Below are 12,677 nucleotides of genomic sequence, written 5' to 3'. Positions count from 1 at the left end.
ATCAACTACGTCGTTCTGGATCACCTTCGATTGAGTGGTTCAACTTCGACTGGAAAGAAAGCATCTTCAGAGACGCCCAATACTCAGTCGACGAGCAGGGCGGGCTCTTCGAGGATCGACGCGACGTCGGCGATGAAGCGGCTCATGCCGTCGCCGTCGATCACGCGGTGATCGAACGAGCCCGACACCGTCGTGACCCAGCGGGGGCGCACCTCGCCGTCGACGACCCACGGCTTCTGGGCGATCGTGCCCATGGCGACGATGCCGGCCTCGCCGGGATTGATGATCGGGGTGCCCGCATCCATGCCGAAGACGCCGATGTTGGTGATCGTGATGGTGCCGCCCTGCTGGTCGGCGGGGCTCGTCTTGCCCTCGCGCGCAGTGAGAGTCAGGCGGTTCAGGGCTCGCGCGAGGTCCTTCATGCTCAGCTCCTGCGCGTCTTTGATGTTCGGCACCAGCAGACCGCGCGGGGTGGCGGCGGCGATACCGAGGTTCACGTAGTGGCGCACGACGATCTCGGCCCCGGAGTCGGTGTCGACCCAGGCTGCGTTGACCGTCGGGGTGCGCCGGGCGGCCCAGATCACGGCGCGGGCCATGATCAGCAGCGGTGAGATGCGGATGTCGGCGTAGTCGGGCGACGCCTTCAGCCGCTTCACGAGCTCCATCGTGCGGGTCGCGTCGATCTCCTTCCACACCGTCACGTGCGGGGCGGAGTACGCGCTCCGCACCATCGCCGACGAGGTGGCCTTGCGCACGCCCTTGACCGGGATGGATTCGGAGCGCCCCTCGTCGATCTGAGGCGTGACCGGCAGCTTCTCCTCGCGGACAGCGCTGCGCGCGGGCGTCTCGATGTTGCGGAACACGCTCGCCTGCTCGGCGTGCTTGACGACATCGTCGCGGGTGACCTCGCCGTCGGCGCCCGACGGCGTGACGTCGGCGAGGTCGACGTTCAGGTCGCGCGCCAGCTTGCGGATCGGCGGCTTCGCGATCACGCCGACCGACGACCGCACGGGGCCCTGTCCGTTGGGTCCTTGCGCCCGGCCACTGGGTCCCTGAGCCTGTCCACTGGGTCCCTGAGCTTGTCGAAGGGCCCGTCGGCGCGACGTCGCACCTCCCCCGGTTCCGTAGCCGACGAGCACCGAACCGCCGCCCTCGTCGGTCGCCGGAGGAGCGGCAGGGTCCTTCGGGTTGGCCGCGATTCCGGCATCCGCCGCCTCGGCCTCCGACACGAAGGTGATGATCGGCGATCCGACCTCCACCGTCACGCCCTCGGCGACCAGCAGCTCACCGACGACACCCGCGTGCGGCGAGGGCAGCTCGACGAGCGACTTCGCCGTCTCGATCTCGCAGATGACGTCGTTGATCGCCACGGCGTCGCCGGGGGCGACCTTCCACGCGACCAGTTCGGCCTCGGTGAGGCCCTCGCCGACGTCGGGCAGGGTGAAGGTTTCGGTGGTCATGAGAGATGTCCTCCGGCGGAGATCAGTAGGCGAGTGAGCGGTCGACGGCGTCGAGGATGCGGTCGGCATCCGGCAGGAAGGTGCCCTCGAGCTTGGCGGGCGGGAACGGCGCGTCGAAACCCGACACCCGCAGCACCGGCGCCTCGAGGGCATAGAAGGCGCGTTCCATGACGGTCGCGGCGATCTCGCTGCCGACGCTCGTGTGACCGGGCGCCTCCTGCGCGTAGATCATGCGTCCCGTCGAGCGCACCGAGTCGAGGATCGGGCCGTAGTCGACCGGCGAGAGCGAGCGCACGTCGACGACCTCGCAGCTGGTGCCCTCGGCCTCGGCGAGCGCGGCCGCCTGCAGCAGCGTGGTGACCATGGCGCCGTGGCCGACGAGGGTCACGTCGCTGCCGCGACGCACGATGCGCGAGGCGTGCAGAGGCAGAGCGGATGCCTCGAACTCGACCTCGCCCTTCTGCCAGTAGCGGCTCTTGGGCTCGAGAAAGATCACCGGGTCGTTCGAGCGGATCGCCTCCTGGATCATCCAGTACGCGTCGTTCGAGGTCGACGGTGCGACGACCCGCAGGCCCGGAGTGTGCGCGAAGTACGCCTCCGGGCTCTCCTGGTGGTGCTCGACTGCGCCGATGTGCCCGCCGTACGGGATCCGGATGACGACGGGCATCGACAGCGCACCCTCGTGCCTGTTCGTGAGCTTGGCGAGCTGCGAGGTGATCTGGTCGAAGGCGGGGAACACGAAGCCGTCGAACTGGATCTCGACCACGGGACGGAATCCGGCCATTGCCAGCCCGATCGCCGTGCCGACGATGCCGGACTCGGCGAGCGGGGTGTCGAGCACGCGGCGATCGCCGAAGTCGCGCTGCAGGTGCTCGGTGATGCGGAAGACTCCACCGAGACGACCGATGTCCTCCCCCATCAGCAGCACGCGGGGGTCGTCTTCCATCGCCTTGCGCAGACCGGCGTTCAGCGCCTTCGACATGGGCATCGACTCGATGGTCATGACGCACTCCCCTCGAATGACGCCTCGTACTCGTTCAGCCAGGCCTTCTGCTCCACCATCAGCGGGTGCGGATCGCTGTAGACGTGGTCGAAGATCAACGACCTCTCGGGCGACGTGAGGGTGATGGCGCGGCTGCGCAGGTCTTCGGCGGCGTCCGCCGCCTCGGCATCCGTCTGCTCGAAGAGGGATGCCGGCGCACCCCGCCCCTCGAGGAAAGCCCGCATGCGCGCGATCGGGTCGCGCTGCGCCCAGCGCTGCTCTTCATCGGAGTGACGGTACTTGGTCGGGTCGTCGCTGGTCGTGTGCGCGCCCATGCGGTAGGTGACCGCCTCGATCGCGCGGGGCCCTGCCCCGCTGCGGGTCTCGTCGAGCAGCGCGCGCGAGACGGCGTAGCTGGCGAGCACGTCGTTGCCGTCGACTCGCACCGACGGGATGCCGTACCCCGCGCCGCGGCTGACCAGCGGCACCTTCGACTGGGTCTCGACAGGCACCGAGATCGCCCAGTGGTTGTTCTGCAGGAAGAACAGCACCGGGGCGTCATAGCTGGCTGCGAAGACCATCGCCTCGTGCACGTCGCCCTGGCTCGATGCGCCATCGCCGTAGTAGACGACGACGGCCTCGTCGCGGTCGACGTCACCCGTGCCGGTGCGTCCGTCGAAGGTGAGGCCCATCGCGTAGCCGGCGGCGTGCAGGGTCTGCGACCCGAGCACCAGCGTGTAGATGCGGGTGTTGCCGTTCTTCGCGTCGGTGGGGTTCCAGCCGCCGTGCGAGGTGCCGCGCATGACCTTGAGGATGTCGACGGGATCGACACCGCGGATGCGGGTGACGGCGTGCTCGCGGTACGAGGGGAAGAGGGTGTCCTGCGCGCGGGCGGCACGCGCGGACCCGACTTGAGCTGCCTCCTGCCCGCGGCTCGGCGGCCACAGGGCGAGCTGGCCCTGTCGCTGCAGGTTGGTCGCCTGCGTGTCGATCGCGCGGATCACGACCATGTCTCGGTAGAACTGCTCGAGCTCGGCGTCGGTCAGCGCGTCGATGAGGGGCAGGTAGCGCTCGGCCTCGGCCGAGGGGGCGTAGCTGCCGTCGTCGGCGAGGACGCGAACGAGGGGTGCTTCGATCGGGGTCACCCGACCACGCTACCCACGTGGGCATGCCACGTCACGCATACCTAGGGGGCCCTAGTAAGTGCCCGGCACCTGGACTTCTCGTGTCAGAGCATCGACTTCGCGACGGCCAGCACCCGGTCGATCGACTCCTCTTCGCCGACCGAGATGCGGATGCCGTCGCCCGCGAACGGGCGCACGATCAGGTCGGCGGCGTCGAAGGCCGCCGCGACCTCTTCGGTGCGCTCGCCGGTGGGCAGCCAGACGAAGTTCGCCTGCGAGTCGGGCACCTGCCAGCCCTGCGCACGCAGGCCGTCGAGCAGGCGCGTACGGCGCTCGACGATCACCGACAGGCGCTCGCGCAGCTCGGGCTCGGCGTCGAGACTGGCGATCGCCGCGCGCTCGGCCGCGCTGGTCACCGACAGCGGGATGCCCGTGGTGCGTGCGGCATCGAGCACGCGCGGATGCCCGATCGCGTAGCCCACGCGCAGGCCGGCGAGCCCGTACGCCTTCGAGAAGGTGCGCAGCACGACGACGTTCGGATGACGCTCGAAGATGCGCTCGGCGAGGCCGTCGACCGCGTCGGGTGCGGTGACGAACTCGGCGTACGCCTCGTCGAGGATGATCAGCACGTCCCCTGGCACGCGGTCGACGAAGGCGGCGAACTCCGCGCTGGTGACGATCGGGCCGGTCGGGTTGTTCGGTGTGCAGACGATCATCACGCGGGTGCGGTCGGTGATGCCATCCGCCATGGCGTCGAGATCGTGCCTGGCGCCCGAGGCGAGCGGAACCTGCACGCCGGTTGCGCCGGCGACCAGCGGAAGACTCGGATAGGCCTCGAACGAGCGCCAGGCGTAGACGACCTCGTCGCCGACCGAAGATGTTCCGAGCACCAGCTGGTGCAGGATCGACACGGATCCGGCGGCCACGTGCACCGCGTCGGGCTCGACGCCGTACTTCTCGCCGAGGCGGGCACGCAGCGCCGCCGCCGACGCGTCGGGATAGCGGTTCACCGGGGTGGTGGTCTGCAGTGCCTCGAGCACGGAGGGCAGCGGCTCGAACGGGTTCTCGTTGCTGGAGAGCTTGAAGGCGTCGGGACCTGCCTGCTTGCCCTGGCGGTACGGCGGCAGCGCGGCGATCTCAGGACGGATTCGGGGCAGCATCGGCTCGGTCACGGCATCAGTCTAAGAGCGGGATCCTCCCCCGACCGCGTCGACGTGACAGGATCGGAACATGCGATTCCTCATCCGCGTCGTCATCAACGCCTTCGCCATCTGGGTCGTCACGCTCATCCCGGTGCTCGGGGTCGGCATCCGCCCGTTCGAGCCGGGCGACGACCTGCGTCTCGCCCTGACGCTGCTCGCGGTGGGCGCGGTCTTCGCGCTGGTCAACTCGATCATCGGCACGGTGATCCGCATCGTGGCGTTCCCGCTGTACATCCTCACGCTCGGGCTGATCTCGTTCATCATCAACGGCCTGCTGCTGTGGATCACCGCGTGGATCACCAGCGCGTTCAGCTGGGGGCTGACGGTCGAGTCGTTCTGGTGGGGTGTGGTCGCGGCGTTCCTCATCTCGGTCATCAACGCGATCATGGGCGCCATCCTGCGCCCGCAGGAGAAGAAGAGCCGCCGCTGACGCGCGCGGTCGGCCGACGCCGCCGCTTCGCGTGCGACGTCACGGCCTGGTCGCGTGGAACTCGGTCCGCTCGACCGAGACGATGTCGTCCGCCTCCGAACGCAGTGTCTCGTGCATGCGATCGACGCGGGTGTCTCCCGACTCGTCGGCGAGGGCGAGCGTCTCGTCGTAGGCATCCCGCATGTGCGCGCCGAACGTCGATGCCTTCCAGCTCGCCGCGTCGTCGCGTGAGATGGTCATGCTGTCGGGTGAGCCGATGCTGGCCGCCGGACCGCCAGAGGTGAGGCCGGAGCCGACGGGATCGTCGGGGTGGACGACCCGGATGAGCGTCTGCTCGGCGTCGAGCACCGGAACCGTCGGGCTCCCCACGGTCATCACCCGCGAGGTGGTGTACACCCCGCTCACCGCCACCGCCGCGGCGATGGCACCGCCCTGCGAGTACCCCACGAGGTCGACGCGCGCGCCGGGCTCGGCGCCCGCCTGTCGCAGCGCCTCCATGGTCGCCGCGTACGAGGCGCTCTGCTCGCGGTCGATGTAGAGGTCCCAGTTCGAGCCGGAGTCCCACGGCTCCTCGCCGCCGCTTCTGACGGTGCGGGTGCCGTCGATGTACGCGACGAACGATGTGGTGCCGTCGGCGTGGGTGCGCTTCTCGACCGCGACCTGCGCCTTCCCGTCGGGCAGGCGCTGCGTGAGCTGAGCGAGGGTCGTGGCCGCGCGATCGACGGGGTGCGTCGATACCCGCCGCACCACCACCGGCGGTGCATCGCCGCTGAGCCGCGTGCCGTTCAGGATCGTGCCCGCGCCCGTCGTGGTGCGCTGCAGCAGCGGGGCCAGCAGCCACAGCGGCATGTGGAACGCGGTGTCGGCAAGATATGCCGCGATCTGGTCGACGGGCGCGTCCAGCATCCCCTCTGGCGACGAGCGCTCCCATGCGGCGGTCAGCTGCAGCGCCATCCCATCGAGGGCGGGGTACGACGCGACCAGCTGGTCGATCCGCCCCTGCAGAAGCTCCGCCTCGAGGGGACGCTCCACCGCGAGCAGCTGCTGTTCGGACCGCAGGTCGGCCAGCTCGAAGGCATCCGCCATGATCGCGGTGCCGCGCGCGTCGTCGCCGAGCTCGTCTCCGTCTTCAGCCACGTGCTGCGCCGTCGCCCACAGGCCGCCCGCAGCGACTCGGCGACCCGCGCTCCACGCCGATGAGAGGGCGTGATGCGCGCGGCGCAGATCATCGGCGGCGGCGCTCAGCCGCGCGGCGGTCGCCCCCATCCGGTCGGCGACCGCGCGCATCTGGTTCGGGTCGACGGCGATCGCCCCGCCGCCGGTGATCTCCAAGGTCATACGAGCGCCGCCAGGCATTCGTCTCGATACGAGGCGATGTCGGCACAGGCGACGACGAGCCGGCCGGCCCGCCCGATCAGCGCGGCACGCAGCATCCGCACCGCCGCCGCCTCCCAGTGGGAGTCGTCGATGAGGCGGTCCAGCTCGGCGCGCACCTGCGCGAGGATGTCGAGCGCGTCGTCGAGCAGGCGCGCCCCGTCTAGAAGCGCGGCCATCTCGTCGGCCGACGGCGTGCCTGGAGGAGCGATCGTGAACATGTCTCCAGGGAGCGCGGCGTCGCAGGCTTCGTCACGCTGTGATCCCGGCAGCTGTGCACAAGTCGGCCGCAATCCGTGATTGGGGACGGAGGTCGTTGCGGGCACAATGGTGTGATGACCGACCCGGATCCCTTCCGCGTCATCTTCGTCTGCACAGGCAACATCTGTCGCTCCCCGATGGCCGAAGTGGTGCTTCGTGCGCTCTCCGTGCAGAACGGACTCGGCGCGCGCGTCGTCTCGCGCAGCGCCGGCACGGGCGACTGGCATGTCGGCGAGCGCGCCGACGTCCGCACCCTCGACGCGCTGAGCAGGCGTGGACTCGACGGCGCGACGCACCGCGCGAGGCAGTTCAGCGCAGCGTCCTTCTCGGAGAACGATCTGATCGTCGCCCTCGATCGCACCCACGAGCGCATCCTGCGGGCGTGGGCGCGCAGCGACGATGACGACGGCAAGGTCACCCTGCTGCGCGCCTTCGACCCGCACGCGTCGAGCATGGATGTGCCCGATCCGTACTACGCCGGCCCCGCGATGTTCGATTCGGTGCTCGGTATGATTGAGACCGCCACCCGCGGCCTCTTCGCCCAGCTCGAACCGGCTGTGCGGGCATCCCATCGCCGTCTCGCCTGACGCGGGACCCTGAGCAGGAGGACCTGCCCTGACTTCTCTGCCCTCGCTCCCGACCCAGCCGCTCAGCCCTCTCGACGGCCGCTACCAGGCCGCCGTCGCAGGTCTCGCCGACTACCTCTCGGAGGCGGGCCTGAACCGTGCCCGCGTCGAGGTCGAGGTGGAGTGGCTGATCGCCCTCACCGATCGGTCACTGTTCGAGACGACGCCGCTGACGGATGCCGACAAGCAGCGTCTGCGTGCGCTGTACCGTGACTTCGGGCAGGCCGAGATCGACTGGCTGGCCGAGAAGGAGGCCGTCACCCAGCACGACGTGAAGGCCATCGAGTACCTGGTGCGCGACCGGCTCCAGGCCCTGGGCCTGGATGCCATCGCCGAGCTCACGCACTTCGCCTGCACCAGCGAAGACATCAACTCGGCCTCGTACGCCCTCACAGTGAAGCGCGCGGTGGAGGAAGTCTGGCTGCCCGCCCTCGATCTGGTGATCGCGAAGCTGCGCGAGCTGGCCGTCGAGCACGCCGACGCGGCCATGCTCTCGCGCACCCACGGACAGCCCGCGACGCCCTCGACCATGGGCAAGGAGCTCGCCGTCTTCGCGTGGCGCCTCGAGCGCGTGCGCGGTCAGATCGCGGCATCCGACTACCTGGCGAAGTTCTCGGGCGCGACCGGCACCTGGTCGGCGCACCTGTCGGCCGATCCCGACGCCGACTGGCCGACGATCGCCCGCGAGTACATCGAGGACATGGGCATCGGATTCAACCTGCTGACGACCCAGATCGAGTCGCACGACTGGCAGGTCGAGCTGTACGACCGGGTGCGTCACGCCGGCGGCATCCTGCACAACCTCGCGACCGACATCTGGACGTACATCTCGCTCGGCTACTTCGCGCAGATCCCCGTCGCCGGCGCGACCGGCTCGTCGACGATGCCGCACAAGATCAACCCGATCCGCTTCGAGAACGCCGAGGCGAACCTCGAGATCGCCGGCGCACTGCTGAACTCGCTCTCGCAGACGCTGGTCACCTCGCGCCTGCAGCGCGACCTCACCGACTCGACCACGCAGCGCAACATCGGCGTCGCGTTCGGGCACTCGCTGCTCGCGCTCGACAACCTGCGCCGCGGCCTGAACGCCATCTCGTTGCGCCGCGACGTGCTGCTCGACGACCTCGACCACAACTGGGAGGTGCTCGCCGAGGCGATCCAGACCGTGATCCGCGCGGAGGTCGTCGCAGGACGCTCGAGCATCAGCGACCCGTACGCGCTGCTCAAGGAGCTCACCCGCGGACACCGCGTGGGAGCGGCGGAGCTGGCCGAGTTCGTCGAGAAGCTCGAGATCGGGGATGCCGCGAAGCAGCGACTGCTCTCCCTGACGCCTGCGACCTACACCGGCATCGCCGAGCGCCTGGCGCGCTGAGGATCCTCAGACCGCGTCGGGGTCTGGCACGTCGTCGCGCGGCATGAGCACTGCGGCGAGCAGGGTGAGTGCGGCGAAGACGGCGGCGCCGACGAACACCCACGTCGACGCCCAGACGACGGTGGCGGGGTCGCCCGCTCCCCTGCCGGCGTCCAGCAGCGAGTTCGAGATGGCGCCCAGCACGGCCACGCCGACGGCGCTGCCCGCCGAACGGGCGAAGCCGTTCATCCCCGTGACAGCCCCGCGCTCTCCCCAGCCGACCGCCGCCTGTGCGCCGATCAAGGTCGGCGCGGCGGTCCACCCCAGGCCGAATCCGAGCACGAAGGCGACGGCGGCGAACAGCAGCGGGCTCGGCCACGGTGCGATCAGCACCAGACCGGCGGCCGCGATGGTAGTGATCGACATGCCGATCAGCACCGTGCGGCGGAAGCCGATGCGCAGGTACAGCCGGCCGACGAGGGATGCCGCGAGCGGCCAGCCCATGCTCAACGCCGCGACTGCCAGCCCGGAGACGAGCGGAATGGCCCCGCCTGCGCCTTCGAGGTAGGCGGGACCGAAGCTCGTCACGCCGATGGTGAGCGCGCCGACGCCGAAGGCGACGGCGGTGCAGGTGAGGATGAGACGCCGAGTGATGAGCGCGAAGTCGATGATCGGCTCCGCCGCCCGCTTCTCGACGAACGCGAAGACGACGAGCAGCAGCGCGCCCCCCACGAAGCAGATGGCACTCTGCCACGACAGCCAGGCCCACGCGCTGTCTCCCTCGAGCAGCCCGAGGATGATCCCTGTCAGTCCGAGGGTGAGCAGAACGGCGCCGAGGTAGTCGATGCGGTGCTGCTTCCGCTCCACCTGCTCGTGATACCTCGTCACCAGCATCCATCCCGCCAGCAGACACAGCGGGACGTTGACGAAGAAGATCCACCGCCACGCATCCAGCTGAGCGAAGATCCCGCCGAGAGACGGGCCGACGACCGACGAGATCGCCCAGACACTCGCCATGTAGCCCTGCACCTTGGCTCGCTCGGCGACCGTGTAGATGTCGCCCACGATCGTCATGGCCATCGGCCCGACGGCGCCCGCGCCGAGGCCCTGCACGACTCGGAACAGGATGAGCGTGAGCATGCTCCACGCGAACCCGCACAGCACAGAGCCCGCGAGGAACAGCCCGATGCCGATCAGGATGATCGGCTTGCGGCCGATCGTGTCGGCGAAGCGCGAGTAGATCGGCACGCTCACCGCCTGAGCGAGGAGGTAGACCGAGAACAGCCACGGGAACAGCTGATAGTCGCCGAGATCCCGAACGATCGTCGGGACGGCTGTGGCGAGGATCGTCGTGTCGATCGCGATGAGTCCGGTGGCGAGCATGAGCGCGCCGAGCACGGGGCCGCGCTCCGATCGCAGACCGACAGAGGCGCGATCGATGGAGACGGTCATGACAGGGCCAAGGCGGCATGCGCCGGAAGTATTCCCGCTGAGGGTGGATCGACGGCGCGAAGTGACGGATGCTGGAGGGCACACGCGTGAGAGGAGCGGCCGATGAGACGACGCGTCGCACCGGCGCTGGTGCTCGGCGCTCTCGTTCTTGCGGGGTGCTCGGCCCCCGGCATCCCGACGCCGCCCGCGGTCGACCCGACCGACACGGCGAACACCGAGCCGGTCACGCTCGCGTCGGGGCTGGCGGCGCCGTGGTCGGTGGTGCGCCTCGATCGCGGCGGGGCGCTGATCTCGCAGCGCGACGGCGGCGAGGTGCTCGAGCTGACGGCGTCCGGAGACCTGCGCGAGGCGGGCGTGGTGCCCGGTGTCGTCTCGGGTGGCGAGTCGGGCCTGCACGGCCTCGCGCTGCTCGTGGATGGCGAGACGCGCTGGCTGTACGCCTATCACGGTGCGGCGGACGACAATCGGGTCGTGCGGATGCCGCTGACCGGCGAGCCCGGCTCGCTGACGCTCGACGTCGACGCGGCCGAGGTGGTGGTCGCCGGCATCCCGCGGGCATCGAATCACGACGGCGGGCGGGATGCTGTACATCGCCACCGGCGACGCGGGGCAGCGTGATCGTGCTCGGGATCGGGACTTCCTCGGCGGGAAGATCCTGCGGGTGACGCCGGAGGGCGAGCAGGCGTCCGGCAACCCGTTCGGCACCGCGGTGTACAGCCTTGGCCACCGCAACGTGCAGGGACTCGCGTGGGGTGACGACGGCACCCTGTGGGCGAGCGAGTTCGGGCAGGACACGTGGGACGAGCTGAACCGCATCGGGGCGGGCGGCGACTACGGCTGGCCCGACCACGAGGGGTTCGCGCGCGCCGACGACGCGATCGATCCGGTCGCCGTGTGGGCGCCCGACGAGGCGAGCCCCAGCGGCATCGCCGTGATCGACGATGTCGTGTACGTCGCAGGGCTCCGCGGTGAGCGGCTCTGGCTGTACGACACGACGACACCGAGCATCGAACCCTGGCCGCTGTACACCGGCGAGTTCGGCCGGCTCCGCGACGTCGTCGCCGGTTCCGGCGACACCTTCTGGGTGCTGACGAACAACACCGACGGTCGGGGATCGCCGGGGCGCGACGACGATCGGCTGCTGCAGCTCACGCTGCCGGACGGATGAGGCGGGTCAGGATGCCGCGGCCGGCCCGTCGCCGGCACCCGGACGCTCACCGTTCTTCGGCTCGCCGGTCGGGCTGCTCTCGGAGTCGGGCGACGACGGGTCGGTGTCGAAGAGCACCGGGCGATCGATGGTCTTGGTCACGTCGGCCGGGTCGATCGCGAGCATGAGCATGGCGAGCCCGAGCAGGGTGACGATGAACGAGGCGCCGCCGACGACGAGACCCAGCCCCACGGGGGTGAGGCCCTCGTAGGTGCCCTTGGCGATGGAGAGGTTCACGCGCTCGGTGAAGGCGCCGGTCGAGACCAGTGTCACGACGGTCGCGAAGACGCCGGCGGCGAGGGCGATGCCCACGAGGTGCAGCGGGCGCAGGATCTCCTTGCGCGTCGGCTTGTTGTCGGTCATGCCTCTCCTCCGTGGTCGGCCAGGCGGTCGGCCTCGGCAGTCTTCTCACCGGTCGCCGTGCTCTTCGCGGCGGGGGCGAGCCCGGCGATGCCGAGGAACACAGCCACGATCGCGGCGTACCCGCCGAACAGTCCCACGCCGATGATGATGCCGGTGAGCGACATGGCGTGTCCCTCGACGGCGTAGTTCTGCACGAACCCGGCGGGGACGAGCAGCAGCAGCGCCGCGAGCAGAAGTCCCAGCGCGCCGACGGTGATGGCGTCGCGAGAGCCGTCCTGGCCCCGTGTCCGGATGCCCGAGATCAGCTCGACGAGACCCGTCAGCGCCGCCCACGTGATCACGAGCACGAAGAACAGCGCGTCGGTGCGCCAGGTCGGGATGCTCGCGGCCATGCCGAGAACGAGGGTGATCGCGCCCATCAGGACCGACGGCCAGCGCTGGCCCGCAGGGTGCACGATGACCGCGGCGACGATCAGCACGAGAGAGGTGACGATCGCGAACCCGCCGAACACCGACAGGCCGACGGCGGCGGAGTGATCGGGAGAGAACGTGATCATGATGGCCGCGACAGCCGCCATCACGGCGCGCGCGAGCTGCACGGTGCGCACGGTGAACGGGCGCCCCGTAGCGGGACGCGCGGTGCGCGAGCGGGAAGCGGCGGGCATGACAGTCCTCAGATCGGTGACCCGACCAGTCTACGTCGCGCCGCCTTTGCACCGCCTCGACGGCCGAGGGCCGGGCGCGGGGTGCGTGCCCGCGGGCATCCGAGGTCACTTCCGTACGGTTCGGCGCCCGAAACCGTACGCAATCGACCTCGCAGCGCGACAGGGCAGACGCGAGCGGGC

The 12,677-nt window shown here is 69.9% G+C and carries 12 protein-coding genes and 1 pseudogene; 4 read left to right on the top strand and 9 right to left on the bottom strand.

Translation table 11 applies throughout. The features are described from left to right. Positions 1-83 precede the first annotated feature (83 nt). From RT309_RS00995 to RT309_RS00980, 4 genes are all read right to left on the bottom strand, one after another. Positions 84-1,460, bottom strand: a complete 1,377-nt coding sequence (locus RT309_RS00995; protein WP_313354499.1) for a dihydrolipoamide acetyltransferase family protein — start codon at positions 1,458-1,460, stop codon at positions 84-86. A gap of 22 nt (positions 1,461-1,482) precedes the next feature. Then, on the bottom strand, positions 1,483-2,463 hold the full coding sequence (locus RT309_RS00990) for an alpha-ketoacid dehydrogenase subunit beta (protein WP_313354497.1): 981 nt from the start codon (positions 2,461-2,463) through the stop codon (positions 1,483-1,485). Next, entirely contained in the window at positions 2,460-3,587 is a 1,128-nt protein-coding gene (locus tag RT309_RS00985) for a thiamine pyrophosphate-dependent enzyme (protein ID WP_313354496.1), read from the bottom strand. The genes RT309_RS00990 and RT309_RS00985 overlap by 4 nt, the downstream gene beginning before the upstream one ends. A gap of 83 nt (positions 3,588-3,670) precedes the next feature. Continuing rightward, the gene (locus RT309_RS00980; RefSeq protein ID WP_396654391.1) at positions 3,671-4,726 is read right to left on the bottom strand and encodes a histidinol-phosphate transaminase; all 1,056 of its coding nucleotides are present in this window, start codon (positions 4,724-4,726) and stop codon (positions 3,671-3,673) included. A gap of 70 nt (positions 4,727-4,796) precedes the next feature. Between RT309_RS00980 and RT309_RS00975 the strand changes: the two genes are divergently transcribed. Continuing rightward, positions 4,797-5,198, top strand: a complete 402-nt coding sequence (locus RT309_RS00975) for a phage holin family protein (RefSeq protein ID WP_313354492.1) — start codon at positions 4,797-4,799, stop codon at positions 5,196-5,198. 39 nt (positions 5,199-5,237) lie between these two features. Here RT309_RS00975 and RT309_RS00970 read toward each other — a convergent pair whose 3' ends face one another. After that, a complete protein-coding gene (locus RT309_RS00970; RefSeq protein WP_313354490.1) occupies positions 5,238-6,536 on the bottom strand; it encodes a hypothetical protein in 1,299 nt (432 codons plus the stop codon). After that, a complete protein-coding gene (locus tag RT309_RS00965; protein WP_313354488.1) occupies positions 6,533-6,793 on the bottom strand; it encodes a hypothetical protein in 261 nt (86 codons plus the stop codon). Before RT309_RS00965 ends, RT309_RS00970 begins: the two co-directional genes overlap by 4 nt. 114 nt (positions 6,794-6,907) lie before the next feature. Between RT309_RS00965 and RT309_RS00960 the strand changes: the two genes are divergently transcribed. Next, positions 6,908-7,420: a low molecular weight protein-tyrosine-phosphatase gene (locus tag RT309_RS00960; protein ID WP_313354486.1), complete on the top strand. Its 513-nt coding sequence runs from the start codon at positions 6,908-6,910 to the stop codon at positions 7,418-7,420. 37 nt (positions 7,421-7,457) lie between these two features. Beyond that, positions 7,458-8,831 (top strand): adenylosuccinate lyase, encoded by a 1,374-nt coding sequence (purB, locus tag RT309_RS00955; protein ID WP_313354551.1) that lies wholly within the window; start codon positions 7,458-7,460, stop codon positions 8,829-8,831. Between the two features lie 6 nt (positions 8,832-8,837). On the opposite strand, the gene RT309_RS00950 is transcribed toward purB, so the two are convergent. Then, positions 8,838-10,262: an MFS transporter gene (locus tag RT309_RS00950; RefSeq protein WP_313354485.1), complete on the bottom strand. Its 1,425-nt coding sequence runs from the start codon at positions 10,260-10,262 to the stop codon at positions 8,838-8,840. 102 nt (positions 10,263-10,364) lie between these two features. Between RT309_RS00950 and RT309_RS15045 the strand changes: the two are divergent. Next, positions 10,365-11,430: pseudogene (locus tag RT309_RS15045) on the top strand (PQQ-dependent sugar dehydrogenase). A 6-nt stretch (positions 11,431-11,436) separates the two neighbouring features. On the opposite strand, the gene RT309_RS00935 reads toward RT309_RS15045, so the two are convergent. Both RT309_RS00935 and RT309_RS00930 read right to left on the bottom strand, forming a co-directional pair. Next, positions 11,437-11,832, bottom strand: a complete 396-nt coding sequence (locus RT309_RS00935) for a hypothetical protein (protein ID WP_313354480.1) — start codon at positions 11,830-11,832, stop codon at positions 11,437-11,439. After that, the gene (locus RT309_RS00930; protein WP_313354478.1) at positions 11,829-12,497 is read right to left on the bottom strand and encodes an acyl-CoA synthetase; all 669 of its coding nucleotides are present in this window, start codon (positions 12,495-12,497) and stop codon (positions 11,829-11,831) included. Before RT309_RS00930 ends, RT309_RS00935 begins: the two co-directional genes overlap by 4 nt. Positions 12,498-12,677: the final 180 nt, after the last annotated feature.

The sequence above is a fragment of the Microbacterium sp. genome (assembly GCF_032084865.1).
Classification (GTDB): Bacteria; Actinomycetota; Actinomycetes; order Actinomycetales; family Microbacteriaceae; genus Microbacterium.
Note: the sequence above shows the minus strand (reverse complement) of the source record. Positions and strands in the feature narration are given on the sequence as shown.

Bases quoted from the DNA above. Each gene is read 5' to 3' on its own strand.
- RT309_RS00995 (WP_313354499.1), bottom strand. From the start codon at position 1,460: ATGACCACCGAAACCTTCACCCTGCCCGACGTCGGCGAGGGCCTCACC.
- RT309_RS00990 (WP_313354497.1), bottom strand. From the start codon at position 2,463: ATGACCATCGAGTCGATGCCCATGTCGAAGGCGCTGAACGCCGGTCTG.
- RT309_RS00980 (WP_396654391.1), bottom strand. From the start codon at position 4,726: ATGCTGCCCCGAATCCGTCCTGAGATCGCCGCGCTGCCGCCGTACCGC.
- RT309_RS00975 (WP_313354492.1), top strand. From the start codon at position 4,797: ATGCGATTCCTCATCCGCGTCGTCATCAACGCCTTCGCCATCTGGGTC.
- RT309_RS00970 (WP_313354490.1), bottom strand. From the start codon at position 6,536: ATGACCTTGGAGATCACCGGCGGCGGGGCGATCGCCGTCGACCCGAAC.
- RT309_RS00965 (WP_313354488.1), bottom strand. From the start codon at position 6,793: ATGTTCACGATCGCTCCTCCAGGCACGCCGTCGGCCGACGAGATGGCC.
- RT309_RS00960 (WP_313354486.1), top strand. From the start codon at position 6,908: ATGACCGACCCGGATCCCTTCCGCGTCATCTTCGTCTGCACAGGCAAC.
- RT309_RS00950 (WP_313354485.1), bottom strand. From the start codon at position 10,262: ATGACCGTCTCCATCGATCGCGCCTCTGTCGGTCTGCGATCGGAGCGC.
- RT309_RS00935 (WP_313354480.1), bottom strand. From the start codon at position 11,832: ATGACCGACAACAAGCCGACGCGCAAGGAGATCCTGCGCCCGCTGCAC.
- RT309_RS00930 (WP_313354478.1), bottom strand. From the start codon at position 12,497: ATGCCCGCCGCTTCCCGCTCGCGCACCGCGCGTCCCGCTACGGGGCGC.